28 protein-coding genes are annotated in these 26,517 nt (G+C 70.5%); 24 read left to right on the top strand and 4 right to left on the bottom strand.

All coding sequences use genetic code 11. The features are described 5' to 3' along the window. Positions 1 to 15 precede the first annotated feature (15 nt). A complete protein-coding gene (locus tag OGL88_RS05710) occupies positions 16 to 1,350 on the top strand; it encodes a M16 family metallopeptidase (protein ID WP_263090426.1) in 1,335 nt (444 codons plus the stop codon). A gap of 8 nt (positions 1,351 to 1,358) precedes the next feature. Continuing rightward, the gene (locus tag OGL88_RS05705) at positions 1,359 to 1,961 is read left to right on the top strand and encodes a histidine phosphatase family protein (protein ID WP_111084585.1); all 603 of its coding nucleotides are present in this window, start codon (positions 1,359 to 1,361) and stop codon (positions 1,959 to 1,961) included. Here the strand turns inward: OGL88_RS05705 and OGL88_RS05700 are convergent. Next, positions 1,958 to 2,437: a GNAT family N-acetyltransferase gene (locus OGL88_RS05700; RefSeq protein ID WP_263090422.1), complete on the bottom strand. Its 480-nt coding sequence runs from the start codon at positions 2,435 to 2,437 to the stop codon at positions 1,958 to 1,960. The two genes, OGL88_RS05705 and OGL88_RS05700, sit on opposite strands and share 4 nt — an antisense overlap. Before the next feature lie 23 nt (positions 2,438 to 2,460). Here OGL88_RS05700 and OGL88_RS05695 point away from each other — a divergent pair, with 23 nt between their 5' ends. After that, positions 2,461 to 3,207: a 4-hydroxy-tetrahydrodipicolinate reductase gene (locus OGL88_RS05695; protein WP_263090420.1), complete on the top strand. Its 747-nt coding sequence runs from the start codon at positions 2,461 to 2,463 to the stop codon at positions 3,205 to 3,207. A 4-nt stretch (positions 3,208 to 3,211) separates the two neighbouring features. After that, positions 3,212 to 3,682, top strand: a complete 471-nt coding sequence (locus OGL88_RS05690) for a tetratricopeptide repeat protein (protein ID WP_374114422.1) — start codon at positions 3,212 to 3,214, stop codon at positions 3,680 to 3,682. Between the two features lie 7 nt (positions 3,683 to 3,689). On the opposite strand, the gene OGL88_RS05685 is transcribed toward OGL88_RS05690, so the two are convergent. Continuing rightward, complete coding sequence (locus OGL88_RS05685; protein WP_263090418.1) at positions 3,690 to 4,610, bottom strand: TIGR01777 family oxidoreductase; 921 nt, start codon at positions 4,608 to 4,610, stop codon at positions 3,690 to 3,692. Between the two features lie 37 nt (positions 4,611 to 4,647). On the opposite strand from OGL88_RS05685, the gene OGL88_RS05680 reads away from it, so the two are divergent. The 14 genes from OGL88_RS05680 to dapF all read left to right on the top strand — a co-directional run bounded on the left by OGL88_RS05680 (position 4,648) and on the right by dapF (position 19,450). Further along, positions 4,648 to 5,478: a thymidylate synthase gene (locus OGL88_RS05680; RefSeq protein ID WP_111084589.1), complete on the top strand. Its 831-nt coding sequence runs from the start codon at positions 4,648 to 4,650 to the stop codon at positions 5,476 to 5,478. After that, the gene (locus OGL88_RS05675; RefSeq protein WP_263090414.1) at positions 5,478 to 5,978 is read left to right on the top strand and encodes a dihydrofolate reductase; all 501 of its coding nucleotides are present in this window, start codon (positions 5,478 to 5,480) and stop codon (positions 5,976 to 5,978) included. The genes OGL88_RS05680 and OGL88_RS05675 overlap by 1 nt, the downstream gene beginning before the upstream one ends. Before the next feature lie 237 nt (positions 5,979 to 6,215). Next, on the top strand, positions 6,216 to 7,193 hold the full coding sequence (gene dapA, locus OGL88_RS05670; protein ID WP_111084638.1) for a 4-hydroxy-tetrahydrodipicolinate synthase: 978 nt from the start codon (positions 6,216 to 6,218) through the stop codon (positions 7,191 to 7,193). A 49-nt stretch (positions 7,194 to 7,242) separates the two neighbouring features. Then, on the top strand, positions 7,243 to 8,919 hold the full coding sequence (locus OGL88_RS05665) for a ribonuclease J (protein ID WP_111084591.1): 1,677 nt from the start codon (positions 7,243 to 7,245) through the stop codon (positions 8,917 to 8,919). 119 nt (positions 8,920 to 9,038) lie between these two features. Continuing rightward, positions 9,039 to 11,945, top strand: coding sequence for an FtsK/SpoIIIE family DNA translocase (locus tag OGL88_RS05660; protein ID WP_263090410.1), 2,907 nt, complete (start codon positions 9,039 to 9,041; stop codon positions 11,943 to 11,945). 5 nt (positions 11,946 to 11,950) lie between these two features. After that, positions 11,951 to 12,595, top strand: a complete 645-nt coding sequence (pgsA, locus tag OGL88_RS05655) for a CDP-diacylglycerol--glycerol-3-phosphate 3-phosphatidyltransferase (protein WP_263090408.1) — start codon at positions 11,951 to 11,953, stop codon at positions 12,593 to 12,595. Continuing rightward, on the top strand, positions 12,592 to 13,137 hold the full coding sequence (locus tag OGL88_RS05650) for a CinA family protein (RefSeq protein ID WP_263090405.1): 546 nt from the start codon (positions 12,592 to 12,594) through the stop codon (positions 13,135 to 13,137). Before pgsA ends, OGL88_RS05650 begins: the two co-directional genes overlap by 4 nt. 154 nt (positions 13,138 to 13,291) lie before the next feature. Next, positions 13,292 to 13,600, top strand: coding sequence for a helix-turn-helix domain-containing protein (locus OGL88_RS05645; RefSeq protein WP_027464765.1), 309 nt, complete (start codon positions 13,292 to 13,294; stop codon positions 13,598 to 13,600). 77 nt (positions 13,601 to 13,677) lie between these two features. Then, a complete protein-coding gene (locus OGL88_RS05640; protein ID WP_111084594.1) occupies positions 13,678 to 13,902 on the top strand; it encodes a DUF3046 domain-containing protein in 225 nt (74 codons plus the stop codon). A 282-nt stretch (positions 13,903 to 14,184) separates the two neighbouring features. Further along, complete coding sequence (recA, locus tag OGL88_RS05635; RefSeq protein ID WP_205464271.1) at positions 14,185 to 15,246, top strand: recombinase RecA; 1,062 nt, start codon at positions 14,185 to 14,187, stop codon at positions 15,244 to 15,246. Continuing rightward, complete coding sequence (locus OGL88_RS17995; RefSeq protein ID WP_263090401.1) at positions 15,243 to 16,109, top strand: regulatory protein RecX; 867 nt, start codon at positions 15,243 to 15,245, stop codon at positions 16,107 to 16,109. Before recA ends, OGL88_RS17995 begins: the two co-directional genes overlap by 4 nt. A 26-nt stretch (positions 16,110 to 16,135) precedes the next feature. After that, the gene (gene miaB, locus OGL88_RS05625; RefSeq protein ID WP_263090399.1) at positions 16,136 to 17,629 is read left to right on the top strand and encodes a tRNA (N6-isopentenyl adenosine(37)-C2)-methylthiotransferase MiaB; all 1,494 of its coding nucleotides are present in this window, start codon (positions 16,136 to 16,138) and stop codon (positions 17,627 to 17,629) included. Continuing rightward, complete coding sequence (miaA, locus tag OGL88_RS05620) at positions 17,616 to 18,563, top strand: tRNA (adenosine(37)-N6)-dimethylallyltransferase MiaA (protein WP_263090397.1); 948 nt, start codon at positions 17,616 to 17,618, stop codon at positions 18,561 to 18,563. The genes miaB and miaA overlap by 14 nt, the downstream gene beginning before the upstream one ends. Beyond that, the gene (gene dapF / locus OGL88_RS05615) at positions 18,560 to 19,450 is read left to right on the top strand and encodes a diaminopimelate epimerase (protein WP_263090395.1); all 891 of its coding nucleotides are present in this window, start codon (positions 18,560 to 18,562) and stop codon (positions 19,448 to 19,450) included. Before miaA ends, dapF begins: the two co-directional genes overlap by 4 nt. Before the next feature lie 160 nt (positions 19,451 to 19,610). Here dapF and OGL88_RS05610 read toward each other — a convergent pair whose 3' ends face one another. After that, positions 19,611 to 20,222, bottom strand: a complete 612-nt coding sequence (locus tag OGL88_RS05610) for a class I SAM-dependent methyltransferase (protein WP_263090393.1) — start codon at positions 20,220 to 20,222, stop codon at positions 19,611 to 19,613. Between the two features lie 61 nt (positions 20,223 to 20,283). On the opposite strand from OGL88_RS05610, the gene hflX reads away from it, so the two are divergent. Further along, on the top strand, positions 20,284 to 21,822 hold the full coding sequence (gene hflX / locus OGL88_RS05605; RefSeq protein ID WP_111084601.1) for a GTPase HflX: 1,539 nt from the start codon (positions 20,284 to 20,286) through the stop codon (positions 21,820 to 21,822). A 164-nt stretch (positions 21,823 to 21,986) separates the two neighbouring features. Here hflX and lexA read toward each other — a convergent pair whose 3' ends face one another. Next, positions 21,987 to 22,631 (bottom strand): transcriptional repressor LexA, encoded by a 645-nt coding sequence (lexA, locus tag OGL88_RS05600; protein WP_111084602.1) that lies wholly within the window; start codon positions 22,629 to 22,631, stop codon positions 21,987 to 21,989. A gap of 235 nt (positions 22,632 to 22,866) precedes the next feature. Between lexA and OGL88_RS05595 the strand changes: the two genes are divergently transcribed. The 5 genes from OGL88_RS05595 to priA all read left to right on the top strand — a co-directional run bounded on the left by OGL88_RS05595 (position 22,867) and on the right by priA (position 26,515). After that, positions 22,867 to 23,244, top strand: coding sequence for a LysM peptidoglycan-binding domain-containing protein (locus OGL88_RS05595; protein WP_263090368.1), 378 nt, complete (start codon positions 22,867 to 22,869; stop codon positions 23,242 to 23,244). Positions 23,245 to 23,319: 75 nt separating this feature from the next. Then, positions 23,320 to 24,426, top strand: coding sequence for a histidinol-phosphate transaminase (locus tag OGL88_RS05590; protein WP_263090366.1), 1,107 nt, complete (start codon positions 23,320 to 23,322; stop codon positions 24,424 to 24,426). After that, positions 24,423 to 25,025 (top strand): imidazoleglycerol-phosphate dehydratase HisB, encoded by a 603-nt coding sequence (gene hisB / locus OGL88_RS05585; RefSeq protein WP_111084605.1) that lies wholly within the window; start codon positions 24,423 to 24,425, stop codon positions 25,023 to 25,025. Before OGL88_RS05590 ends, hisB begins: the two co-directional genes overlap by 4 nt. Beyond that, positions 25,022 to 25,657, top strand: coding sequence for an imidazole glycerol phosphate synthase subunit HisH (hisH, locus tag OGL88_RS05580; RefSeq protein WP_205464276.1), 636 nt, complete (start codon positions 25,022 to 25,024; stop codon positions 25,655 to 25,657). The genes hisB and hisH overlap by 4 nt, the downstream gene beginning before the upstream one ends. Positions 25,658 to 25,768: 111 nt before the next feature. Further along, on the top strand, positions 25,769 to 26,515 hold the full coding sequence (gene priA / locus OGL88_RS05575) for a bifunctional 1-(5-phosphoribosyl)-5-((5-phosphoribosylamino)methylideneamino)imidazole-4-carboxamide isomerase/phosphoribosylanthranilate isomerase PriA (RefSeq protein ID WP_111084607.1): 747 nt from the start codon (positions 25,769 to 25,771) through the stop codon (positions 26,513 to 26,515). The last annotated feature ends 2 nt before the right edge of the window (positions 26,516 to 26,517 follow it).

Below are 26,517 nucleotides of genomic sequence, written 5' to 3'. Positions count from 1 at the left end.
GTAGGCTCGTCTGCGATGAACCAGCCAGTGCCACTGCCGCTCGGGGCCCCGGACACGTCCTTCCTGACGTCCGGAGGAGCCTTCGTCCGCCGCACCGTGCTGCCGTCGGGTGTCCGTGTGCTGACCGAAGCCGTGCCCGGTGCCGCTTCGACGAGCATCGGGTTCTGGGTCGGCGTCGGTTCGCGCGACGAACGCGACGGCCAGTTCGGATCGACCCACTTCCTCGAGCACCTGCTGTTCAAGGGCACCGAGACCCGGTCGGCGCTCGACATCGCGATCGCGTTCGACTCGGTCGGCGGCGAGCACAACGCCGCGACGGCCAAGGAGTACACCTGCTACTACGCACGGGTGCGGGACGCCGACGTCCCGATGGCCGTGCAGGTCATCGGGGACATGGTGACCGGCTCGGTGCTCGACCCCGAGGCGTTCGCCGTCGAGCGCGGCGTCATCCTCGAAGAACTCGCGATGGCCGCCGACGACCCGGCTGACGTCGCAGGTGAAGCGTTCTTCGCCGCGGCCTTCGGCGGTCACCCGCTCGGTCGCCCGATCGGCGGGACCCCGGACAGCATCCGCGCGGTCCAACGGGACGAGGTCCTGGCCCACTACCGCGAGCACTACGCACCGAACGGCATCGTCGTGACCGCCGCCGGTGCCGTCGACCACGACCGGTTCTGCGACGCGGTCGCCGCCGTGTTCCACGACGCCCCGCACGCCGAGCCGCTCGCGCGCCGCACGCCGCAGACCGTCGCCGACCCCATCGAGCCCAAGCTGTCGGTGGTCCACCGTCCGACGGAGCAGGTCAGCATGCTGCGCGGCTCGCAAGGACTCGACCTGCGCGACGACCGCCGGCCGTCCCTCAGCGTCCTGAACGCCGTGCTCGGCGGGGGCATGAGCTCCCGGCTGTTCCAAGAGGTCCGCGAGCGACGCGGTCTCGCCTACGCGGTGTCGTCCTTCGCGCCCGCCTACCTCGACAACGGCGCCTTCGGCGTCTACGCGGGCTGTGCGCCCGACAACGTCCCCGGGGTCATCGAGATCATCGACGCCGAGTTCCGCCGCATGGTGGACGACGGCATCACCGACGACGAGCTCCGCCGCGCGAAGGGTCAGATCGAAGGCGCCCTGACGCTCTCGCTCGAGGACTCCGACGCCCGGATGACCCGCCTCGGCCGGTCCGAGCTCGGCACCGGCGAGTACACCGACCTGGCGACCGCACTGGAGCGTGTCGACCGGGTCACCACCGACGGCGTGCTCGAACTCGCCCGCGACCTCCTGACCCGCCCGACGATCACGTCGGTGGTCGGGGCGGTGCAGCAGGACGAGCTCGCCGCAGCGATCCGGATGGGCAGCTGAGCACGGACATGTCGCACTACCTGTACCTCGTCCGGCACGGCGAACACCAGGACGCCGAGCACGGCCTCCGCGACGGCAAGCTGTCGGAACGCGGCAAGCGCCAGGCGATGCTCGTCGCCGACCGGCTCGGCGGGCTGCCGTTCGACGGCGTGTACCACTCCCCGTTGGAGGCCCCCAGCGAGACCGCCGCGTTCCTCGCGCAGCGCCTGCCGTCGATCCAGCCCGAACCCTCGACGCTGCTGTTCGACTGCGTCCCCTCCGGCCCGACCCCGGACATGCCGCACGCCTACCAGGGCTGGTACGGCGGCGTCACGGAAGAGGAGATCATCGCCGGCCAGGCGCAGATGGGCGACGCCGTCTCCGAGTGGTTCACCCCAGCGCGCGAGGATCGGCACGACCTGCTCATCACCCACAACGCCGTGATCGGCTGGTTCGTGCGCGAGGCGTTCCAGGCACCCGAGTGGCGGTGGATGGGCACGAACGTCGCGCACACCGCGCTCACGATCATCCGGATCCGTTCCGCGAAGCCTGCCGAGGTGGTCGCCCTGAACGACCTGGCCCACCTGCCGGTGGAACTCCGCACCGGGCTGCCGGTCGACCAACCCGTCTAGCGGGAGACCGGCTTGCGGTACCAGGCGGTTGCATTCGGGTTGTCGTTGAACGGCGCGACGCGCTCGTAGCCCCGGCTGCGGTACATCGCGCCTGCGGCGACGAGCGAGTCGTTCGTGTCCAGCACGATGGCCGTCGCGCCCAGCGCGGCGCCTTCCCGTTCGAGCGCGTCCATCAGCGCCGTCGCCACGCCCTTCCCCCGGCCCGCTGGGGTGACGAAGACGTGCTTGACCTCGAACCGGACGTCGTCGCCGTCGTCGGGGATCCGCCGCAGGCCGCCGCAGCCGACCGCGACCCCGCCGTCGTACGCCACCGCGAAGACCCCGTTCGGCGGCGTGAACTCGGCCGCCGGGGTGCGCTTGCGCGCGTACGCGCCCTGCGCACTGGGGAACGTCGCCTCGCGCTCGTCGAGGTACGCGTCGAGCAGGACGTCGACCTCGGGCAGATCGGCCGGCACGGTCCTGACCTCGACTGACATGCGTCGATCCTAGGATGGACCGCATGGTCACTCCCGTCGCCGTCGTCGGCGCCACCGGTCGTCTCGGGGGCCTCGTGGCCTCCGTCGTCGAGGAACTCCCGGAGTTCGAGCTCGTCGCCCGCCTGTCGTCGAAGGACGGTGCCCACGAAGCGCCGCCGTCGGTGTTCGGCGGTGCCGCGCTCGTCGTGGACGTGACGGTGCCGGCGCTCAGCCCCGCGATCGTCGAGAACGCGCTGTCGAGCGGGGCGAACGTCCTCGTCGGCACGTCCGGATGGTCCGCCGACCGTCTCGCGAAGCTCCGCACCGCTCTGCAGGAGCGTCCCGACCAGGGTGTCCTCGTGGTCCCGAACTTCTCGATCGGGTCGGTGCTCGGCACCCACCTGGCCACCATCGCGGCGCCGTGGTTCCCCTCCGCCGAGATCGTCGAGACGCACCACGCCGGCAAGATCGACTCGCCGTCCGGCACCGCGGTCCGCACCGCCGAGCTCATCGCCGAGGCCCGTCGCGACGTCGGCCCGGTCGAGGCCCCGCACGTCGACCAGCGCGCCCGCGGCCAGCAGGTGGCGAGCGTACCGATCCACTCGCTCCGGCTGCCCGGGGTGAAGGCCGTGCAGGACGTCCTGCTCAGCGGCCCCGGCGAGACCCTGACGATCCGGCACGACACCAACGACGACGTCGCCTACGTCGCCGGGATCCGTGCAGCGCTGTCCGCCCTCGGATCCGCCCGCGGGCTCACCGTGGGGCTCGGCAGCGTCCTCGGCATCGGCTGACCCGGTGGGACGTGCAGCGCGGGCCGGCCGCGCGATCCGGTCGCCGTTCTGGGGCGCAGCGCTGATGACCCTGCTGTTGGCGCTCTACATCGTGCTCGTCGGGCAGCGGGCCGTGGCGTTCATCGCCACCGGCATCCCGATCGGGATCGGCATCGGCGTCGCCCTGTTCGTCGTCGCGGCGATCGGGGCGCTGCTGCTCGTGCTCGAGTTCCGCTTCGGCATCCGGATCACCCGGCTCGGCTCCCGGCTCGAGGCCGAGGGTGGTGCACCGGAGGACGTCGTGCCCGTGCGTCCGTCCGGCCGTCCGACGCGCGAGGCCGCCGACGAGCTCTTCCCGCAGTACAAGGCCGCCGTCGAGCAGGACCCGGCGGACTGGCGTGCCTGGTACCGGCTCGGGGTCGTCTACGACGCAGCCGGGGACCGCAAGCGTGCTCGTGCCGCGATGCGGACGGCCCTGTCGCGGTCGAGCGCCTGAGACCTGGTCAGAGGACCGCGTCGACCGCGTCCACCGCACGCGTGTACCGGAACGCGTAGCCGGACTCGAGCAGCTTCGTCGGCACCATCCGCTGACTCGACAGCAGCATCTCGTCGGCGGCGTCCTGGAGCGCCAGGCGCAGTGCGAACTCCGGGATCCGGAACAGGTACGGCCGGTGCAGGTCCTCGGCGACGCGCTTCGTGATGCGGTCGGCGACGACGGCTTCCGGACCGGCGAGGTTCACCGGCCCGCTGACGCCGGACGCCGACGGGCTCGTCGCCAGGTGCACGATCGCACCGACCTCGTCCTCGAGCGCGATCCACGGCCAGTGCTGCCCGCCGGTGCCGAGGCGCCCGCCGAGCCCCGCCCGGGTGAGCGGGATGAGGGGTGCGAGCGCGCCGCCGCCCTCGCCGATCACGATGCCCGTGCGCAGGGTCACCACACGGACGCCGTCCGGGGCAGCGTTCGCCGCGGATTCCCACGCGGTGCAGACGTCGGCGAGGAACCCGGTGCCGGGCGCCGCGTCGTCCTGCAGGACGTCCGCCGGGCGGTCGCCGTACACGCCGGACGCCGATCCGGACAGGAACAGCGCCGGGGGAGTGCTGGCGTGCCGCATGGCCTCGACCAGGGTGTCGGTCGCGTCGACGCGGGAGCGCCGGATCTCCTCGCGGTACTTCGCGGTCCAGGGCAGCTTGCCGATGTTCGCCCCCGCCAGGTTGATCACCACGTCGGCACCGTCGACGATGGCCGGGTCGAGCGGCCGGCGACCCGGGGCCCACCGGAACTCGGTGGCCGTGTGCGGCTCGCGTCGGACGAGCGTGGTCACGTGGTGGCCCGCCTCGCGCAACGCGCGGACGAGCGGGGTGCCGATGAAACCGGACGCGCCGGCGATCAGGATCGAGAGCGGCTGTTCCGCCTTGTCTGCCATGCGTGCCACGCTACTCACCCGACGTAGGCTTCTGTGTGTGAGCGACAGCGAGACCGTGCAGCCCGACCCCACCGTGCCGACCCCGTACGAGGACCTGCTCCGCCGGGTCCTCACCGAGGGCACGCCGAAGGGTGACCGCACCGGCACCGGGACCCGCAGCCTGTTCGGCGCGCAGCTCCGCTACGACCTGTCGAAGGGCTTCCCGCTCGTGTCCACGAAGCGCGTGCACTTCAAGTCGATCGCGTACGAGCTGCTCTGGTTCCTGCGCGGCGACGGCAACGCCACCTGGCTGCAGGAGCACGGTGTCCGGATCTGGAACGAGTGGGCGGACGAGGACGGCGACCTCGGCCCCGTCTACGGCGTGCAGTGGCGCTCGTGGCCGACCCCGTCCGGCGAGCACGTCGACCAGATCGCCCAGGTCATCGACCAGATCCGCACGAACCCCGACAGCCGCCGGCTCATCGTCTCGGCGTGGAACGTCGCCGACATCCCGGACATGGCGCTCGCCCCGTGTCACGCGTTCTTCCAGTTCTACGTCAACGACGGCAAGCTCTCGTGCCAGCTCTACCAGCGCAGCGCCGACATGTTCCTCGGTGTCCCGTTCAACATCGCGTCGTACGCCCTGCTGACCCACATGATCGCCGCGCAGACCGGACTCGAGGTCGGCGACTTCGTCTGGACCGGCGGCGACTGCCACGTCTACGACAACCACGTCGAGCAGGTCGAGGAGCAGCTGTCCCGCACGGCGTACGCCCTGCCGACGCTCGAGCTCGCGCCGCGCGACTCGATCGACGACTACGAGTACGAGGACTTCACCGTCGTCGGCTACCACCACCACCCGGCGATCAAGGCCGCGGTCGCCGTCTGATGATCGGCATGGTCTGGGCCCGGTCGACCGACGGGGTCATCGGGGCCGACGGCGGCATGCCCTGGCACGTGCCCGAGGACCTCGCGCACTTCAAGCAGGTCACCGGCGACGGCACGGTGCTCATGGGCCGTCGCACCTGGGAGTCCCTGCCGGAGCGCTTCCGCCCGTTGCCCGGTCGGCGCAACGTGGTGCTCACCCGTGACGCGTCCTGGACCGTCGACGGGGCCGAGGTGGTGCACGACCTCGCGACCGCGCTCGACGGTGCCGACGGTGCCGAGCGCCCCGTCTGGGTCATCGGCGGCGGCCAGGTCTACGCCGCAGCGCTGGACCGTGCCGACCGGGTGTCCGAGACCGTCATCGACGTCGACGTGCCCGGCGACACCGTCGCACCGACGCTCGGCGCGGCGGCCGGCTGGACGCTCACCGACGAGGGCCCGTGGCAGGTGTCCCGCACGGGGACCCGCTACCGCTTCCTCGAGTGGCGCCGCAGCGCGTCCTGAACGACAGCGGCTCGCGGTGCCCCGTGCTCGCGGGCGTCGCGCCTGTGCTCGCGCCCGCTCGCGGGCGTCGCGCCCCAGTGAGTCGGGGCGCGACGGCCGTGGCGGGGCGCGACGCGGGCCGGGACCCGGGCGTGAGCGGCGGGACGGACGTGATCCGGGCCTCCCGTCCGCGCCGCAGGCAGGCGACCGTCCACCCGGACGGCGGCCATCGCGCGCATCCCCGGTACGCTGGTGCCCGTGTCCCCGCGTGAGAATCCCTTCGGTCAGGTCCTCGTCGCCCTCGTGACCCCGTTCACGGCCGACGGCGAGGTCGACTGGCCCGGCGTCGAGCAGCACATCGACGACTGCATCACCGCCGGCGCCGACGGCATCGTCGTCACCGGCACCACGGGCGAGACCAGCACGCTGACCGACCCCGAGAAGCTCCGTCTGGTCGAGGTCGGCAAGTCCGTCGCCGCGGGCCGCGCGAAGATCATCACGGGTGGCGGGTCGAACGAGACCGCGCACGCGATCCACCTGTACAAGCAGAGCGAGAAGGCCGGCGCGGACGGCGTGATGATCGTCACGCCGTACTACAACAAGCCGACCCAGTCGGGCGTGCTCACCCACTTCCGGATGATCGCCGACGCCACCGACCTGCCGGTGATCCTGTACGACATCCCGGGGCGCACCGGCATCCCGATCACGTACGAGACGATCGTGCGGGCGTCGCACCACCCGAACATCCTCGCCGTGAAGGACGCCAAGGGCGACTTCGCCGAGGTGTCCCGCGTGCTCAACAACACCGACCTCATGTACTTCTCCGGCGACGACACCAACGTGCTCCCGCACCTGTCGATCGGCGCGACGGGCCTGATCGGCGTCACCGCGAACATCACGAGCACGCCGTACCGCACCATCATCGACGCCGTGAACCGCGGCGACCTGGCGACCGCCACCGCCGAGCACAAGCGCGTCGAGCCACTCGTCCGCGCCGTGATGACCCACGTGCCCGGCACCGTCGCGGCGAAGTACATCCTGCACGGGCTCGGCCGCATCGGCAGCCCGCGCGTCCGTCTGCCGCTCGTCGGCCCCGAGGACTCCGAGGCGTACGCCATCGAGACCTCGCTCGAAGCCGTGCGCGACGTGCCCGGCGCCGACTTCTCGAACTTCCGCCCCGACCGCAACGCTGCGGCCGGCGGCGCTCTGCCAAAGGTGCCAGGCACCACCCGCTAGCGAACACCGCGGCGCGCTCCTCGCGCGTCGCCTGAATCCGTAGGACCGAATGCCCACACAAGTCTCCACACCGCAGCCGCTCGAACCCGGAACCCTCCGCGTCATCCCCATCGGGGGACTCGGCGAGATCGGTCGCAACATGACCGTCTACGAGTACGAGGGCAAGCTGCTCATCGTCGACGCCGGCGTGCTCTTCCCCGAGGAGCACCAGCCCGGGGTCGACCTGATCCTGCCGGACTTCGCGCCGATCCGTGACCGTCTCGACGACGTCCTCGGTGTCGTGCTCACGCACGGCCACGAGGACCACATCGGTGCCGTCCCGTACCTGCTGAAGCTCCGCGACGACATCCCGCTGATCGGCTCCACGCTGACCCTCGCGCTCGTCGAGGCCAAGCTCAAGGAACACCGGATCAAGCCGTACACGCTCGTCGTGGCCGAGGACCAGACCGAGCAGCTCGGCCCGTTCCACCTCGAGTTCGTGGCCGTGAACCACTCCATCCCGGACGCCCTCGCCGTCTCGATCACGACCCCCGCCGGTCGTGTCCTGCACACGGGCGACTTCAAGATGGACCAGCTCCCGCTGGACGACCGCATCACCGACCTCCGTGCGTTCGCGCGTCTGGGGGAGCAGGGCGTCGACCTGTTCCTGCCGGACTCCACGAACGCCGACGTGCCCGGCTTCACCGCCCCTGAGCGCGACATCGGCCCGGTGCTCGAGAACATCATCACGCGCGCCCGCAAGAAGGTCGTCGTGGCGAGCTTCTCGTCGCACGTGCACCGTGTGCAGCAGGTCCTCGACGCCGCCGCGGCCGCGAACCGCAAGGTCGCGTTCATGGGGCGCTCGATGATCCGCAACATGACCATCGCCGCCGACCTCGGCTACCTCCGCGTGCCCGAGAACGTCCTCATCGACACCAAGAAGGCGAAGAACGTCCCCGACGACCAGATCGTCTACATGTCGACGGGGTCGCAGGGCGAGCCGATGGCCGTGCTCGCGCGCATGGCGAACCTCGAGCACCAGATCGAGATCGGCGAGGGCGACACCGTCATCCTCGCCTCGTCGCTGATCCCGGGCAACGAGAACGCCGTGTACCGCGTCATCGACGGGCTGACGAAGCTCGGCGCGAAGGTCGTGCACAAGGGCAACGCCAAGGTGCACGTCTCCGGACACGCCTCGGCCGGCGAACTGCTCTACTGCTACAACATCCTGCGCCCGCGCAACGTCCTGCCCGTGCACGGCGAACACCGTCACCTCTACGCGAACGCCGACCTGGCGATCCAGACGGGTGTGCCGCCGCGCAACGTGATCCTCGGGCAGGACGGTATCGTCGTCGACCTGAAGGACGGCGTCGCGACGGTCGCCGGGCAGCTCGACATCGGCTACGTGTACGTCGACGGCTCGACCGTGGGCGAGATCACCGACGCCGACCTCAAGGACCGCCGCGTGCTGTCCGAAGAGGGCTTCATCTCGGTCTTCGCCGCGGTGGACTTCACCACCGGCCAGTGCGTCATCGGCCCGGAGATCCAGTCGCGCGGCTTCGCCGAGGACGACTCCGTGTTCGACGACGTCCGTCCGCAGATCGCCAAGGCGATCGCCGAGGCGGCCGCCAACGGCACGCGCGACTCGCACGCGTTCGCGCAGGTCGTCCGCCGCACGGTCGGCCGCTGGGTCAACACCAAGCACCGCCGTCGTCCGATGATCGTCCCGGTGGTCATCGAGGCGTAGCGCGTCCGTCGCGTCAGTCGCGTTCATCGCGGTCGACCGGGAGGCCCGTCCAGCGTCCGTCACGGATGCTGCGGCGGGCCTCCCTTGGTTTGTCCTGGGAGGGGATTAGGGTTCTGCCCATGGCCGGAGGCACCAAGTCGACCACGCGCTCGCGCGCGTCCACGTCGTCCCGTGGGAACGGGACGCGCGGTTCGTCGCGCACCCAGGCCACGACGAAGAAGCTGCCGCAGGCGGCACCGACCCCGGTGTTCCGCGAGCAGAACCCGCTCGTGACGTTCTGGCTCGCGATGGCGCACGGCGTCGGCGCGATGTTCCGACTGCTCGGCAAGGAGTCCCTCGAGAAGGACCAGCGGCGTGACGGGTTCCCGTTCCTGCTGTTCGTGCTGGCCATCGCCGGTGCGGTCGTCGAGTGGCTCAACCCGACGAACGGCGTGTCGGTCGCACTCGACGCGTACACGTTCGGCGGGCTGTTCGGCCGGCTGGCGTTCGCCCTGCCGGTGATCATGATCGTCTTCGCCGGATGGCTGTTCCGGCACCCGGCCTCGGTGCACGACAACACCCGGATCGGCATCGGCCTCGGGATCCTGCTCGTCGCGATCGCCTCGCTCTGCCACGTCTTCGGCGGGCAGCCGAGCGCAGCGGACGGCATGCCCGCCCTGGCTGCGGCCGGCGGTGTGCTCGGCTGGGTCGTGATCGGCTGGCTCGTCACGATCGCGACCGCGTGGGTCGCGGTCCCGGTGGCGATCGTGCTGCTCGTGCTCTCCCTCTTCATCATCACCAAGACGCCGCCGAACAAGGTCGGCCGTCGGCTGCACGAGCTGTACGCGTACCTGTTCGGCGCCCCTGCCCCGGCCGCCGAACCCGAGGTCGAAGCGGCAGCAGCGGCGCCCGCCACCCGCACAAAGACGGCCAAGCGCGGCAAGAAGGGCGACACCGACTTCCAGCTGTTCGACGACCTCGGCTTCGGCGAGGAGCAGGCTGCTGTCGACGGTGACGCCGGCGGCGACGTGCCGTGGTGGCGGCGGAACAAGTCCGGGCGCGAAGAGGACCCGGCGTACGACAGTCCCGTCCTGCCCCCGGCCACCGGTGTCGCGCCGACGGCCCCGCCCGCCGCGGCGGCTGCACCCGCTGGCCCGGTGGTCAACCCCAACGCGGGCGCTGCTGCCGGTCTCGTGGACCTGACACCGGCCGAACCCGCCTCGGTCAACCTCAACGACTCCGTCGAACAGGACCTGCAGGTCGCCGAGCAGGCCCTGCGGGACTTCGGCACCGATGTCCCCGCGCGTCCGGAGCCGACCGCGGCGATCCGCCCCGCGGTGCCCGAGGTGGTCGCGGCCCCCCTCGTCGAGGACCCCGTCGTCGACGAGCCCGAGGAACTCTCCGCTGCGGCGACCGACGACGACCCCTCGAAGCCGTACCGCCTGCCGGCCGCCACCACCCTGAGTTCCGGCACCCCCTCGGTCGCCCGCAGCCAGGCGAACGACGACATCGTCGCCGCCATCACCGGTGTCCTGACGGAGTTCAAGGTCGACGCGAAGGTCACCGGGTTCTCCCGCGGCCCGACGGTCACCCGCTACGAGATCGAGCTCGGCCCGGGCGTCAAGGTCGAGCGCGTCACGGCACTGTCGAAGAACCTGTCCTACGCGGTGGCGTCCAACGAGGTCCGGATCCTCTCGCCGATCCCGGGCAAGAGCGCCATCGGCGTCGAGATCCCGAACTCCGACCGAGAGATCGTGTCCCTCGGCGACGTGCTGCGGTCGAACGCGGCGCGGAAGTCGAAGCACCCGATGACGATCGGCGTCGGCAAGGACGTCGAGGGCGGCTTCGTCGTCGCGAACCTGGCGAAGATGCCGCACCTACTCGTCGCCGGTTCGACCGGTTCCGGCAAGTCGGTCTTCATCAACTCGATGATCACGTCGCTGCTCATGCGCGCGAAGCCGTCCGAGGTCCGCATGGTCCTCGTCGACCCGAAGCGCGTCGAGCTCTCGATCTACGCCGGTGTCCCGCACCTCATCACGCCCATCATCACGAACCCGAAGAAGGCAGCCGAAGCGCTGCAGTGGGTCGTGAAGGAGATGGACATGCGGTACGACGACCTGGCGTCGTTCGGGTTCCGCCACGTCGACGACTTCAACAAGGCGATCGAGAACAACGAGATCGTCCTGCCCGCGGGCAGCGAGCGCAAGCTCAAGCCGTACCCGTACCTGCTCGTCGTCGTCGACGAGCTCGCGGACCTCATGCTCGTCGCCCCGCGCGACGTCGAGGAGTCGATCGTCCGCATCACCCAGCTCGCCCGTGCCGCCGGTATCCACCTCGTGCTCGCGACGCAGCGCCCGTCGGTGGACGTCATCACCGGCCTGATCAAGGCGAACGTGCCGTCCCGCATCGCCTTCGCGGTGACGAGCGTGACGGACTCCCGCGTCATCCTCGACCAGCCCGGCGCGGACAAGCTCATCGGCCAGGGCGACGCGCTGTTCCTGCCGATGGGGTCGTCGAAGTCCCTGCGCGTGCAGGGAGCGTGGGTGCAGGAGGGCGAGGTCGCCGAGGTCGTCCAGCACGTCACCCGCCAGGCCCAGCCCGAGTACCGGCAAGACGTCCAGGCCGTGGTCGAGCGCAAGGAGATCGACGCCGACATCGGCGACGACCTCGAACTGCTGCTCGCGGCGGTCGAACAGGTCGTCTCGACGCAGTTCGGCTCGACCTCGATGCTGCAGCGCAAGCTCCGGGTCGGCTTCGCCAAGGCCGGTCGCCTGATGGACCTGATGGAGTCCCGCGACATCGTCGGGCCGTCCGAGGGCTCGAAGGCCCGCGACGTGCTCGTCACCACCGACCAGCTACCCGCGGTGCTCGCGAAGCTCCGCGGCGAGGAACCACCGGCTGCTCCGGCGCCTGTGGCCCCCGTGCCCGGCCCGAGTGACGACGGCGACCGCTACGGCGCCGACCCCGTGGGCGACATGACCCGCGGGTACGATGAAGTGCACGACGAGCCCGATGAGGACGCGTGGGGACTGACGGGCAGGGAGTGAAGGCGATGACCGCCTCGGACGGCACGGACACGACACACGGCGCGAAGTTCCCCTGGCGCGGGCGACTGCTCCGCAAGGGTCCCGGCCCCGCATCGACGGCGAACGTCGCGAACATCATCACCGTGGTGCGCATCCTCATGGCGCCGCTGTTCTTCGTGCTGCTCCTCGCCGACGCCGGCGACGACGGCCCGTTGCGCATCTGGGCGGCCATCGTGTTCGTCGTCGCGATCGTGACCGACAGCGCCGACGGCATCATCGCCCGGCGGCAGAACCTGGTGACCGACTTCGGCAAGCTCGTCGACCCGATCGCCGACAAGGTCCTGATCGGCGGCGCGCTCGTCGCCCTGTCGATCCTGGCCGAGCTGCCCTGGTACGTGACCGTGCTCATCATGGTGCGCGAGATCGGCATCACGGTGTTCCGCTTCGCAGTGCTGTCGGACCGGGTGATCCCGGCCAGTCGCGGCGGCAAGATCAAGACCGTGCTGCAGGCCGTCGCCCTGACGTCGGCACTCTTCCCGTGGTGGGAGCTCGTCGGTGACTGGGCGCACTGGGTCAACGTGGTGCTGATGAGCGCCGCCTTCCTGGCGACCGTGCTCAGCGGCATCGACTACCTGTACCAGGCTTGGAAGCACAACCGGACCACCGCGTGACGCAGGCCGACGACGCGACCGGCGCCGTGCCTCCCGGCCCTGTCGACACGGTCGACGCGATCGCGCAGGACCTGGTCGCCGACCTGACGCGTCGCGGTGCGACCGTCGCCGTGGCGGAGTCGCTCACCGGCGGGTTGGTGGTGTCGACGCTCGTCGGTGTTCCGGGGGCGAGCGCCGTGGTGCGCGGGGGAGTCGTGGCCTACGCGACGCCCGTCAAGCACACCGTGCTCGGGGTGTCGTCGGCGTTGCTGGCCGCCAACGGGGCCGTCGATCCCGAGGTCGCGCGGCAGATGGCGGTCGGTGTCCGCACCGCGCTGTCCGTCGACGGTGAGCCGGCGACGTGGGGGATCAGCACGACCGGCGTGGCCGGGCCCGATCCGCAGGACGGCAAGCCGGTCGGTACCGTCTTCATCGGGATCGCATCGGCGGACGGCGCCACCGCCTGGGAACTGCACCTCGACGGGGGCCGCCAGGCAATCCGGACGGCCACCGTCTCCGAACTCCTGACACGGATGTCGTCCGTGGTCCGGGGCCGGGAATAGGTCTCGTTTCCACTGGGTTACATCTCACGCAATCTCCAGCAGGACGGCAGCCAGCCTGGTTAGCATGCTCGAACCGGCAACGCTACTGTTGCTGAACCCGAACTCGATCCTCCGGATCGGGCGGGCGCGGAGACGACAGAGAGGAGGAGTTCTCATGGTTCTCGTTCGTCAGGAAATCGGCGATGTGCTTCGGGACTTCCGCTTGCAGAAGGGCCGGACCCTCCGTCAGGTCGCGTCCAAGGCCAGTGTGGCTCTCGGGTACCTCAGTGAGGTCGAGCGTGGTCAGAAAGAGGCCAGCTCGGAGATCCTCGCGTCCGTCGCGGACGCGCTGGACACCCCCATCTCCACGATCATGCGCGAGGTGGGCGACCGCCTCGCGATCGTCGAAGGACTCACTCCCGTCCCCGACACGCTCCCGGACGACCTCGTCGCCGAGTTCGACAACGACCTCGCAGTGCGCTGAGCGCCTCGCACTGAACGCCCCCGCCGGAACCTCCCGGCGGGGGCGTTCTGCGTTCGGAGACGCTTTAGGCTTGTCGGATGCGGGTGAGTGAGTTCTGGCGTGCCGTCGACCAGGTGTTCGGCGAGGCCTACGGGTCCGTGGTCAGCCGTGACGTCGTGCTCGAGGACCTCGGTGGCCGCTCGGCCGTGGACGCCCTCGCCGCCGGCATCGACGCCCGTCGGGTGTGGGATGCCCTCTGCGACTCGCAGGACGTCCCGCTCGACCGGCGGCACGGCAAGGGCTTGGCCGAGCCGCAGAACTGAGGCGGCAGCGCTCCGTCGCGCCACCGCCGCCGCCCGAAACTGTGTTCGGCGTGTTGCTCGAACGGGTGTTCGATCGGTGGTACGTTCCTCCACAGCGGCGTCGCCCGGGTGTTCCATCCACAGATCGCGTGACCGTCGGCAGTGATGTCGGTGGCCAGCCATAGGTTGATGGACATCGGGAACAGCCCGAAGCCTTGTCGCAGAACCATCGGCCTTGCACCACCGGCCGGCGTGGACGCGACAGCCTACAGGCGGCCGAACACGAGCACGAAGGAGCACCCCATGCCATCACCGGCAGACCGCGAAAAGGCCCTCGAGACCGCACTCGCACAGATCGACAGGCAGTTCGGCAAGGGTGCGATCATGCGCCTCGGTTCGGACGAACGCGCACCCGTCAACGTCATCCAGACGGGGTCGGTGGCGCTCGACGTCGCGCTCGGCATCGGGGGACTGCCCCGCGGCCGCATCGTCGAGATCTACGGCCCGGAGTCCTCGGGTAAGACGACCCTCACCATCCACGCCATCGCCAACGCCCAGCGTGCCGGTGGCATCGCGGCCTTCATCGACGCCGAGCACGCGCTCGACCCGGAGTACGCCAAGAAGCTCGGTGTCGACATCGACGCCCTGCTCGTGTCGCAGCCGGACACCGCCGAGCAGGCGCTCGAGATCGCGGACATGCTCGTTCGCTCGGGCTCGATCGATCTCATCGTGATCGACTCGGTCGCAGCACTGGTGCCGCGCGCCGAGATCGAGGGCGAGATGGGTGACTCCCACGTCGGTCTGCAGGCCCGCCTCATGTCCCAGGCGCTGCGCAAGCTCGCCGGTGGGCTGAACCAGACGCAGACCACGATGATCTTCATCAACCAGTTGCGCGAGAAGATCGGTGTGTTCTTCGGTTCCCCGGAGACCACCTCGGGCGGTAAGGCACTGAAGTTCTACGCGTCCGTCCGCCTCGACATCCGTCGCATCGAGACGCTGAAGAGCGGCACCGACGCGGTGGGCAACCGCACGCGTGTCAAGGTCGTCAAGAACAAGATGGCGCCGCCCTTCAAGCAGGCCGAGTTCGACATCCTGTACGGCGTCGGCATCTCGCGCGAAGGCTCGCTGCTCGACTTCGGTGTCGACCACGGCATCGTCAAGAAGTCGGGTGCCTGGTACACCTACGACGGCGACCAGCTCGGGCAGGGCAAGGAGAACTCGCGTTCCTTCCTGATCCAGAACCCCGAGACGGCTGCTGAGATCGAGGGCAAGATCCTCGCCAAGCTCGGCGTCGGTGGCGCCAAGGCGGAAGAGGCCCCGGTCGAGTCGATCGCGCCGAAGCTCGCGGAGCGCAAGGGAGCGTGAGCACCGACCACGACGACGACGGCCTCGCACCGGTGACCGACCTGTTCGGTGCGAGGTCCCGTCGTCGGGCCCCGGCAACTGCGGAGCCCACCCCCGAACCCGAGCCGACAGTGCCCAGCGTTCCGGAGCCCGTGCTCGAGGACGATGCGGACACCCCCGTCCCACTGCCGATCCGGGGGCCGCGTGCACAGGCCGACTGGGTCTCGCCGGTCATCGGCGACGGTTCCGGTCGGAGCACGCGGGCCGAGCAGGACGGCTACGACGACGACGGGGCAGACGCCACGACGGCGTCGGTCTTCTCGATCGCCGGTGGCGAAGAACTCGACCCTGCGGACGCTCCGCGCCCCCTGGACGAGCAGCGCGCCGACGCCGAGCGGCTCAGCATGCGGGCGCTCGGCCGCAAGGGCATGAGCGAGTCCGAGATGCGGACACTGCTCGCCCAGCAGGACCTCGACCCCGACGTGGTCGAGCACGAGATCGAACGACTCACCCGTGTCGGGCTGCTCGACGACGTCGCCCTCGCCACCGACCTGGTGGACCGCCTGCACGCCCGCAAGGGTCTGGGGCGGCAGGGCGTGGTCACCGAGCTGCGTCGTCGTGGCATCGACCAGATCGCGATCGACACTGCGCTCGACGAAGCCGCGGACGACGAGGACGACGAGTTCATCCGGGCCCAGGAGCTCGCCGACAAGCGTGCGCCGCAGATGCGCGGGCTCGACCGTGCGACCGCCGAGCGTCGGCTGTCGGGGTTCCTGATGCGCAAGGGCTACGGCTCGGGCGTGGTGCGGATCGCCGTCCAGCGGGCCCTCGACGGCGGCGGACGTCGGCCTCCGACGGGCCGCGGGACCGTGCGCTTCGAGTAGTCGCCCCGACCTACACTGGGACGACCATGGCCACCGTCGCAGCGCGCCAGCGCACCTACGAAGTCCGCACCTACGGGTGCCAGATGAACGTGCACGACTCCGAGCGGCTGAGCGGGTCGCTGCAGGCGGCGGGCTACACGGCTGCGGACGGCGAGCAGGCCGACGTCGTCGTGATGAACACCTGTGCGGTGCGCGAGAACGCCGACAACCGTCTGTACGGCAACCTCGGGCAGCTGGCGGGCATCAAGCGCGACCACCCCGGCATGCAGATCGCCGTCGGAGGGTGCCTGGCGCAGAAGGACAAGAACGTCATCCTCGAGAAGGCGCCTTGGGTAGACGTGGTCTTCGGCACGCACAACATGGGCTCGTTGCCGACGCTGCTCGAACGTGCGCGGCACAACGACGAGGCGCAGATCGAGATCCTCGAGGCGCTCGACGTGTTCCCGTCGACGCTGCCGACCAAGCGGGACTCGACCCACAGCGGGTGGGTGTCGATCTCGGTCGGGTGCAACAACACATGCACGTTCTGCATCGTCCCGTCGCTCCGCGGCAAGGAGAAGGACCGCCGCCCGGGTGACGTCCTCGCCGAGATCCAGGCGCTCGTCGACGACGGCGCGATCGAGGTCACGCTGCTCGGGCAGAACGTGAACTCGTACGGGGTCGAGTTCGGCGACCGTCAGGCGTTCGGCAAGCTGCTGCGCGCGGCCGGCACCATCGACGGCCTCGAGCGCATCCGCTTCACGAGTCCGCACCCGGCGGCATTCACCGACGACGTCATCGACGCCATGGCCGAGACCCCGAACGTCATGCCGCAGCTGCACATGCCGTTGCAGTCCGGGTCCGACCGAGTCCTCAAGGCCATGCGCAGGAGCTACCGCAGCGAGCGATTCCTCGGCATCCTCGACCGGGTGCGCGCGAAGATCCCGAACGCGGCGATCTCGACCGACATCATCGTCGGTTTCCCCGGCGAGACGGAAGAGGACTTCGCGGACACCCTCCGCGTCGTCGAGCAGGCACGGTTCGCCAGCGCCTTCACGTTCCAGTACTCGATCCGCCCCGGCACCCCGGCGGCGACGATGGACGACCAGCTGCCGAAGCACGTCGTGCAGGAGCGGTACGATCGGCTCGTCGCGCTGCAGGAACGCATCACCGCTGAAGAGAACGCCGCGCAGGTCGGCCGGAGCGTCGAGGTCCTCGTCGCGACGGGCGAGGGACGGAAGGACGACGCGACCCGCCGGTTGTCCGGACGCGCCGAGGACTCGCGGCTCGTGCACTTCGCCGTGCCGGAGGGCTCCGCGGTCCCGCGACCCGGCGACGTCGTGACGGTCGAGATCACCCGAGCAGCTCCGCACTTCCTGATCGCCGACGACGACGCTCCGCTGCGCATCCGGCGCACCCGGGCGGGCGACGCCTGGGACCGCGCCGAGGCCGAGAGCTGCGGCGTGCCGACCCCGGCGGCGCCCGGCGACGGTCCGCGTCCGGTGTCGCTCGGGCTGCCCACGCTCCGTGTCGGGCGCTGACGCCTCCCTCGGGGTGGACGAGGTGATCGCCGTCGTCGGGGCGACGGGGACGGGCAAGTCCGACCTCGGGATCGCGATCGCCGAACGCCTCCGCGCCGCCGGCCGGAACGCCGAGATCGTCAACGCCGATGCGATGCAGCTGTACCGCGGCATGGACATCGGCACCGCGAAGCTCCCGCTCGACGAACGGCACGGCATCCCGCACCACCAACTCGACGTGCTCGAGGTCACCGACGAGGCGAGCGTCGCCGCCTACCAGGTGGCCGCCCGAGCCGACGTGGACCGCATCCGCGCCGACGGCGGTGTCGCCGTGCTCGTCGGCGGCAGTGGTCTCTACGTGTCCTCCGTCCTGTTCGACCTGGCGTTCCCCGGCACCGACCCGGAACTCCGCGCGCAGCTCGAGCGCGAGCACGACGAGCTCGGTCCGGGCATCCTGCTCGAGCGGCTCCGCCGCATGGACCCGGCGGCCGCAGCGACGATCGATGCACGCAACCCACGGCGGTTGATCCGGGCACTCGAGATCGCGAGCCGATCCGAGGTCGTGACCCCGAGCCTCCCGTCCGCGCCCCGCGTCTGGCGACCGTCCCGGATCCTGCACCTTCGACGGGATCGTGAGCAGCTGGTCGCGGCGCTGCACGCGCGTGCGGCGGGCATGTTCGCTGCCGGGCTCGTCGACGAAGCGGCGGCGCTGCGCGAGCAGGGCATCGAAGACGGGAAGACCGCGCGGGCCGCGATCGGGTACTCGCAGGCGCTCGACGTGCTGCGGGGGACGTCGACGACCGAGGCGGCGGTCGAGGCGACCGGCATCGCGACGCGCAAGTACGCCCGCCGGCAGGTGTCGTGGTTCCGTCGATACGCCGACGCCGAGACCCTCGACGTCACCGGAGCCGACCGCGGGGACCTGTCGGAACTGGCCCGTAGGATCGTCCCGTGACCGAGCTGCACTTCACCAAGGGCCAGGGGACCGGCAACGACTTCGTCCTGTTCGCCGACCCCGACGCCACCGTCGATCTGACCCCCGAGCGGGTCCGTGCGATCGCGGACCGACGCTTCGGTGTGGGCGGCGACGGCGTGATCCGTGCGGTGCGGTCCGAAGCGATCCCCGAAGGACGTGCCCTGGTGGCCGTCGAACCCGCCGCGACGTGGTTCATGGACTACCACAACGCCGACGGCACGATCGCCGAGATGTGCGGCAACGGGATCCGGGTGTTCGCGCGGTACCTGACCGAGTCCGGCCTGGTCGAGCTCGCACCCGGCGAGACCCTGACCGTCGGCAGCCGCAAGGGCCTGGTCGACATCCAGCGGACCACGAACGGCTTCGCTGCCGACCTCGGCCGGTGGGGTCTGGGCATCGAGGGCGGCGGCTCCGACGACGTCATGGTGCGCGCCAAGAACCTCGACGGCGCCCGGCCAGGCGTCGGCATCGACGTCGGCAACCCGCACGTCGTCGTCGCCGTCGCGACCGAGGACGAACTCGCCGACCTCGACCTGACCTTCCTGCCCGTGCTCGACCCGGCGCCCGAGCACGGTGCCAACGTCGAGTTCGTGCTGCCCGGTGACCCGCTCATCAACGACGGCGTCGGCGAGATCACGATGCGGGTGCACGAGCGGGGCAGTGGCGAGACGCTGTCGTGCGGCACCGGTGCGGTGGCTGCTGCGCTCGCGACGCGGTACTGGGTCGGCTCTGGTGCGCCGGACACCTGGCGCGTGCGGGTGCCGGGCGGCGTGGTGACGGTGCGGATGTTCGCGGCGGAGGACGGCGAGCACGTCTCGCTGTCCGGGCCGGCCGAGCTCGTGTTCTCCGGGGACTTGACGGTCTGACGCTGGGCGGGGCGCCGGGGGCGGGGCGCCGCGCCCCGCTGGGGCGGCGCGCGTCGTTTCGTGAGCAGAAATGGTCGGGTGCCCTGCGGCGACTCGACCATTTCTGCTCACGAAGCTGGACCGGCGCGGCGCGACGCGGTGCGCGCCGTGCGCCGCCTGCTTACGCGGTCCGGTGCACGCGGATGACGCGGAACCCCTTGTCGGTGGACGCCCGTGCGACGTGGAACCCGGCCCCGAGCGCACCGACGAGCCACTTCTGCAACGAGTCACCCCCGAGGTCCTTCGACACCACGAGCCAGGCGTCGCCCTCGACCTCGAGCCGGGGCAGCCACGTCAGCAGGATCTCGTGGAGTTCGTCCTTGCCGACGCGGATCGGCGGGTTCGACCAGATCGTCCGGAACCGCAGGTCGTCCGGGACGTCGTCGGGCAGGGCGATGGTGACGTTCGAAGCACCGGCGGCCTCGGCGTTGGTCCGAGCGAGCCCGAGCACCCGTTCGTTGACGTCGACGCCCCACACCGAGGCGTCGGGGGAGTGCAGCGCCATCGTGATCGCGATCGGGCCCCAGCCGCATCCGACGTCGAGCAGGGCGCCGTCGTGCGCGGGCGGCGGGACGGAACCGAGCAGCACGCGGGTGCCGCGGTCCAGGCCATCCGGGCTGAAGACCCCTGCTGCCGTGGTCAGCGTGAGCGACCGGCCGGCGAGGGTGACGTCGATCTGGCGTTCGCGGGTGTCCGATGACGGGTTCGCGGAGAAGTAGTGGTCGTTCGCCATGGATGAACCGTAGCGGGAACCCGGTGTGTCCGAGGCCCGCCGGAGGTACCCTGTGGACAGGATGACGGATACCCATCAGCAGAACGACCAGACCAACGACGACAGCGCAGACGGTGTCGTCGAACGGGTGTTGCGCAACGCCGACCGCCGCGCAGCATCGTCCATCTTCGCCCCCGCCCAGGCGATCCAGACCCGCTCGGTCGACGAGCACGGGTGGGACGGCGACGGCGACCAGTACGACCGTGAGGACCGGGCGGCCCTGCGCCGCGTCGCCGGCCTCTCCACCGAGCTCGAGGACGTCACCGAGGTCGAGTACCGCCAGCTGCGGCTCGAGCAGGTCGTCCTGATCGGCGTGTACCCGCACGGTGACGCGCAGGACGCCGAGAACTCCCTGCGGGAGCTGTCCGCCCTGGCCGAGACGGCCGGCGCGGTGGTCCTCGACGGACTCCTCCAGCGTCGACCGAACCCGGACCCGGCGACCTACCTCGGCAAGGGCAAGGCGGAAGAACTCGCGATGGTCGTCAAGGCCACCGGCGCCGACACGGTGATCGCGGACACCGAGCTCGCCCCGTCGCAGCGCCGTGCGCTCGAGGACGTCGTGAAGGTCAAGGTCATCGACCGCACGGCCGTGATCCTCGACATCTTCAGCCAGCACGCGAAGACCCGAGAGGGCAAGGCCCAGGTCGAGCTCGCGCAGCTCCAGTACCTGCTGCCCCGACTGCGCGGCTGGGGTGACTCGATGTCCCGGCAGGCCGGTGGTCAGGTCTCCGGCGGTGCGGGTATGGGTTCGCGTGGTCCCGGTGAGACGAAGATCGAGCTCGACCGACGTCGCATCCACACCCGCATGTCGAAGCTCCGCCGCCAGATCGCCGGGTTCCGCCCCGCGCGCGAGGCGAAGCGCGCCGACCGCCACCGCAACGAGGTGCCGAGCGTCGCGATCGCCGGCTACACGAACGCGGGCAAGTCCTCGCTCCTGAACCGTCTGACGAGCGCCGGGGTGCTGGTGCAGAACCAGCTGTTCGCGACGCTGGACGCCACGGTCCGCCGGACCGAGAGCACGAAGGGCCGCGAGTTCACCTTCGTGGACACGGTCGGCTTCGTCCGGAACCTGCCGCACCAGCTGGTCGAGGCCTTCCGCTCCACCCTCGAGGAGGTCGGCGAGGCCGACGTCATCGTGCACGTGGTCGACGGCTCGCACCCCGACCCCGGGGCGCAGCTCGCGACCGTGCGCGAGGTCATCGGCGACGTCGGCGCGCACGACATCCCCGAGATCGTCGTGTTCAACAAGGCCGACCTGATCGACGACGCACAGCGCCTGGTCCTGATCGGGCTCGCGTCGGACGCCGTCTTCGTGTCGGCCCGCACGGGCGAGGGCATCCCGGAGCTCCTCCGCACCATCGAGGAGCGCCTGCCGGAGCCCGACGTCGAGCTCACGGTGGTCGTGCCCTACGACCGCGGTGACCTCGTCTCCACGCTGCACGACGCCGGCGCGGTCGACTCCGTCGACTACGTCGAGGACGGCACCCGCCTGCGCGTGCGTGTCTTCCAGCGCCAGGTCGCGGAGCTCGATCCGTACGTGGTCGCTCCCGTCACGTCATGACGGTCGGCACCGATTGACGGCCGGGAGGCCCGCCCCGCGTCCGTCGCGCGGGTCCGGTCCGGCCGCGGTTCCGTCCAACGCCGCATGACCAGAATCGGCTCGAACCACGAGATCTCGTGGTTCGAGCCGATTGTTGTCGTGCGCCGGTCAGTGCCCGGCGTGCTTCACAGGGAGCGGAGGACCGCGACGACCTTGCCGAGCACCGACGCCGCGTCGCCGAGGATCGGCTCGAACGCGGTGTTGCGGGGGAGCAGCCACGTGTGGCCGTCACGCTGGCGGAAGACCTTGACGGTGGCTTCTTCGTCGAGCATGGCGGCGACGATGTCACCGTTCTCGGCGGTCTGCTGCGAGCGGACGACCACCCAGTCGCCGTCGCAGATCGCGGCGTCGATCATCGACTCGCCGACGACCTTGAGCATGAAGAGGTCGCCGGTACCGACGAGCTGCCGGGGGAGCGGGACGATCTCGTCGACGTGCTGCTCCGCCGTGATCGGGACACCGGCGGCGATCCGGCCGACCAGGGGCACGAGCGTGGTGGCGTCGACGTCGGGACCGGTGACGTCCGGGGTGGGCTCGTCGACCAGGACCTCGAGCGCACGCGGACGGTTCGGGTCGCGGCGGATCCAGCCGCCGAGCTCGAGCTGGCCGAGTTGGTGGGACACGCTCGACAGCGAGGAGAGCCCGGCCGCGTCGCCGATCTCACGCATGCTCGGCGGGTAGCCCCGCGAGGCGATGGACGCGCGGATGGCGTCGAGGATCGTCTGCTGCTTCGCGGTCAGCGGCTTCTGGCCCCGCAGTTCGTCCACCACGTCGTCTCGCTTTCGTCGGTGCTGAGCGGCCGTGGCGGGAATGTCGGTGGTCCCCGTTTGACTTGTCCCAGTCGATCGAAACAGTATCCGACCGGTCAACCCCGGACAAACACCTGTTCGAGCGTGTCGCAAGAAAACCCCGCAGAAATCCTCTCCCAGGACTTGTGCGTCGTCTGATTCGAAACTATGTTCGGTACACGACTTCGGTTCACCCGAACGGGAAGGCAAGAACGACATGAGCACCATCGCCATCGCTGACATCCAGCGCACCGCGGCCCCCGCCGCGCGCGTCCGCCTGCGCCTGACGCGCCGCGGCCGTATCGTCTTCACGACGCTCGCCGCGCTCCCCCTCCTCATCGTCGTCGCCTTCTTCGTCCTGAACGGCGGGCAAGCATCCGCCGGTGACGCCGCCGCTGGTGGCGCCCGGACGCAGTTCGACACGGTCACGATCCAGCCGGGCGAGACGCTCTGGCAGCTGGCCGAGGACACCGCGCCGAACGCCGACCCGCGCGACTTCGTGCAGGACGTCATCAGCCTCAACGCCCTCGACGGCTCCGGGCTGCAGGCCGGCGAGCAGATCGCCATCCCGACGAAGTACACCTCCGGCCAGTAGCTGCCGGACGTGGTCGACGGCAGTCCCGTCCGGACGGCTGGTCGTCCGGTGGTCACAGCGGCCTACGATGGATCGGTGGCATTCACGCTCGAAGACCTCCCGATCCGAGACGACCTCCGCGGTCAGAGCCCGTACGGCGCTCCGCAGAAGCACGTGCGCGTTCAGCTGAACGTCAACGAGAACACGCATCCCGTGCCGGACGACGTGGCCGACGACATCGTCGCCTCGATCCGACAGGCGCTCGCGACGGTCAACCGCTACCCGGACCGCGAGTTCACAGAGCTGCGCGAGTCGCTGGCCGGGTACCTCGGGCACGGTCTGTCGGCAGAGCAGCTGTGGGCGGCGAACGGCTCGAACGAGGTCCTCCAGCAACTGTTGCAGGCCTTCGGCGGTCCGGGGCGTTCCGTCCTCGGGTTCCCGCCCACCTACTCGATGCACTCGATCTTGGCGTCCGGCACCGGCACGGCTTGGATCCCGGCGCAGCGCGACGACGAGTACCGCATCTCGCCCGAGACCGTCGTGGCGGCGATCGAGCAACACCGGCCGGACATCGTGTTCTTGTGCGGGCCGAACAACCCCACGGGCACACCGTTGCCGATCGAGACGATCGAGGCCGCGTACGCCGCGACCAACGGCATCGTGATGGTGGACGAGGCCTACGCCGAGTTCATGCCGGCCGACGTGCCGAGCGCCCTCACGCTGCTGCCCGGGCGTGAGCGACTCGTGGTCTCCCGGACCATGAGCAAGGCGTTCGCGTTCGCCGGTGCACGGGTCGGCTACATGGCGGCACACCCCGCCGTGATCGACGCCGTCCGGCTCGTGCGGCTGCCGTACCACCTGTCCGTCCTGACGCAGGCGGCCGCGGTCGCGGCACTGCGCCACGCGCCCGAGATGCTCGCGATGGTCGACGACATCAAGCTGCAGCGTGACCGGATGGTGACCGAGCTGCAGGCCATGGGCTACCGGACGTACGAGACCTGGTCGAACTTCGTCCTGTTCGGTGGGGTCGCCGACCCGCACGCCGCGTTCGAGTCGCTGCTCGAGCGGGACGTCATCGTGCGCGACCTCGGGATCCCGAACCACCTGCGGGTGAGTGCCGGCACCGAAGAGGAGACCACCGCGTTCCTCGACGCCATGCGGCAGGTCGCCGCCGAGCAGCCGCCGGTTAGGGTTGGGGCATGACCGCCCGTACCGCCTCGATCAGCCGCAGCACGAGCGAATCGAGCGTCGAACTCGAGCTCGACCTCGACGGCACCGGCTCGTCCGACATCTCGACGAGCGTGCCGTTCTTCGACCACATGCTGACCGCGTTCAGCAAGCACTCGCTCATCGACCTGCGCGTGCGCTCGACCGGTGACACCGACATCGACGTGCACCACACGGTCGAGGACACCGGCATCGTGCTCGGACAGGCCCTCAAGCAGGCCCTCGGTGACCGCTCCGGCATCGGCCGCTACGGCGACGCCCTCGTGCCCCTCGACGAAGCGCTGGCCCAGGCGGTCGTCGACGTCTCCGGGCGTCCGTTCCTCGTGCACTCGGGTGAGCCCGAAGGGTTCGAGTTCCACCGCATCGGCGGTCACTTCACCGGGTCGATGATCCGCCACGTGTTCGAGGCGATCACGTTCAACGCGGGCATCACCGTGCACGTCAGGGTGCTCGGTGGCCGCGACCCACACCACATCGCCGAAGCCGAGTTCAAGGCGTTCGCGCGTGCGATGCGCAAGGCGGTCGAGCTCGACCCGCGCGTCGACGGCATCCCCTCCACCAAGGGCGCACTGTGACCGCGAAGCCGAACGTCGTCGTCCTCGACTACGGGTCGGGCAACGTCCACTCCGCCGCCAAGGCACTCGAGCGCGCCGGAGCCGAGGTCACGCTGACCTCCGACAAGCAGGCGGCGCTGCGTGCCGACGGCCTGCTCGTGCCCGGGGTCGGGGCGTTCGCCGCGGTCATCGACCAGCTCGAGGGCGTCCAGGGCGGCGAGATCGTCGACCACCGTCTGGCCGGCGGCCGTCCGGTGCTCGGCATCTGCGTGGGCATGCAGGTGCTGTTCTCCCGCGGCATCGAGCGCGGAGCCGACGTCGACGGGCTCGGGCAGTGGCCCGGCACCGTCGAGCAGCTCCAGGCCGAGGTCCTGCCGCACATGGGCTGGAACACCGTCCAGGCGCCAGAGGACTCCGTGCTGTTCGACGGACTGCACGACGAGCGGTTCTACTTCGTGCACTCGTACGGCGTGACCGACTTCCCGCTCGACGCCTACGGTCCGTTCCGCGCTCCCGGCCTGACGTGGGCCGAACACGGGCAGCGGTTCATCGCCGCGGTCGAGAACGGGCCGCTCACCGCGACCCAGTTCCACCCCGAGAAGTCCGGCGAGCCGGGCATCCGCCTGCTGACCAACTGGGTGCGCTCGCTCTGAACCCGGCCCGTGACGGGCGCGACTGCGCCGCCGGACGCGCCACGGGCCTCCAGGCCGAATCCCGCACCTCCTCCACCGCACCTTCTCCACCGTGACGAAACCGACAGGACCATGACCGACCTCACCGACACTTCGCCCCTCGTCCTGCTGCCCGCCGTCGACGTCGTCGACGGCCAGGCCGTCCGGCTGACCCAGGGCGAGGCGGGGAGCGAGACCGGCTACGGCGACCCCGTCGCCGCCGCGCGCACCTGGCGCGACCAGGGCGCGGAGTGGATCCACCTGGTGGACCTCGACGCGGCCTTCGGGCGGGGCGACAACCGCAAGGTGATCGCGCACGCGATCCGCGAGGTCGACGGCGTCTCCGTGGAGCTGTCGGGCGGCATCCGCGACGATGCCTCGCTCGAAGCCGCGCTGGCCACGGGGGCCGCACGGGTCAACCTCGGCACGGCGGCGCTCGAGAACCCGGACTGGGCCGCTCGGGTGATCGGCGAGTACGGCGAGCAGATCGCGGTCGGGCTCGACGTGCGTGGAACGACCCTCGCCAGCCGCGGCTGGACCGAGGACGCCGGCGACCTGTGGGAGGTGCTCGACCGGCTCGAGGCCGCGGGGTGCGCCCGCTACGTCGTCACCGACGTCACGAAGGACGGCACGCTGCAGGGCCCGAACGTCGAGCTGCTGCGCCAGGTGTGCGACCGGACCGACCAGCCCGTCGTGGCCTCTGGTGGGATCTCGACGCTCGACGACCTGCGGGCGCTGCGCGAGCTCGTGCCGTTCGGGCTCGAGGGCGCGATCATCGGCAAGGCGCTGTACTCCGGGGCGTTCACGCTGCCGGCCGCACTCGACATCGCCTCGGAGTAGCG

The organism is Curtobacterium sp. RIT-PI-V (genome assembly GCF_025642935.1).
In the GTDB taxonomy this organism is placed as follows: Bacteria; Actinomycetota; Actinomycetes; order Actinomycetales; family Microbacteriaceae; genus Curtobacterium.
Note: the sequence above shows the minus strand (reverse complement) of the source record. Positions and strands in the feature narration are given on the sequence as shown.

Coding starts and splice junctions, on each gene's coding strand:
- OGL88_RS05700 (WP_263090422.1), bottom strand. CDS start 2,437: ATGTCAGTCGAGGTCAGGACCGTGCCGGCCGATCTGCCCGAGGTCGAC.
- OGL88_RS05640 (WP_111084594.1), top strand. CDS start 13,678: ATGCGGGTGAGTGAGTTCTGGCGTGCCGTCGACCAGGTGTTCGGCGAG.
- hisB (WP_111084605.1), top strand. CDS start 24,423: ATGACCGCCCGTACCGCCTCGATCAGCCGCAGCACGAGCGAATCGAGC.
- OGL88_RS05710 (WP_263090426.1), top strand. CDS start 16: ATGAACCAGCCAGTGCCACTGCCGCTCGGGGCCCCGGACACGTCCTTC.
- pgsA (WP_263090408.1), top strand. CDS start 11,951: ATGACCGCCTCGGACGGCACGGACACGACACACGGCGCGAAGTTCCCC.
- OGL88_RS05705 (WP_111084585.1), top strand. CDS start 1,359: ATGTCGCACTACCTGTACCTCGTCCGGCACGGCGAACACCAGGACGCC.
- OGL88_RS05665 (WP_111084591.1), top strand. CDS start 7,243: ATGCCCACACAAGTCTCCACACCGCAGCCGCTCGAACCCGGAACCCTC.
- OGL88_RS05695 (WP_263090420.1), top strand. CDS start 2,461: ATGGTCACTCCCGTCGCCGTCGTCGGCGCCACCGGTCGTCTCGGGGGC.
- OGL88_RS05660 (WP_263090410.1), top strand. CDS start 9,039: ATGGCCGGAGGCACCAAGTCGACCACGCGCTCGCGCGCGTCCACGTCG.
- OGL88_RS05645 (WP_027464765.1), top strand. CDS start 13,292: ATGGTTCTCGTTCGTCAGGAAATCGGCGATGTGCTTCGGGACTTCCGC.
- OGL88_RS05610 (WP_263090393.1), bottom strand. CDS start 20,222: ATGGCGAACGACCACTACTTCTCCGCGAACCCGTCATCGGACACCCGC.
- recA (WP_205464271.1), top strand. CDS start 14,185: ATGCCATCACCGGCAGACCGCGAAAAGGCCCTCGAGACCGCACTCGCA.
- priA (WP_111084607.1), top strand. CDS start 25,769: ATGACCGACCTCACCGACACTTCGCCCCTCGTCCTGCTGCCCGCCGTC.
- OGL88_RS05685 (WP_263090418.1), bottom strand. CDS start 4,610: ATGGCAGACAAGGCGGAACAGCCGCTCTCGATCCTGATCGCCGGCGCG.
- OGL88_RS05595 (WP_263090368.1), top strand. CDS start 22,867: ATGAGCACCATCGCCATCGCTGACATCCAGCGCACCGCGGCCCCCGCC.
- miaB (WP_263090399.1), top strand. CDS start 16,136: ATGGCCACCGTCGCAGCGCGCCAGCGCACCTACGAAGTCCGCACCTAC.
- hflX (WP_111084601.1), top strand. CDS start 20,284: ATGACGGATACCCATCAGCAGAACGACCAGACCAACGACGACAGCGCA.
- OGL88_RS05675 (WP_263090414.1), top strand. CDS start 5,478: ATGATCGGCATGGTCTGGGCCCGGTCGACCGACGGGGTCATCGGGGCC.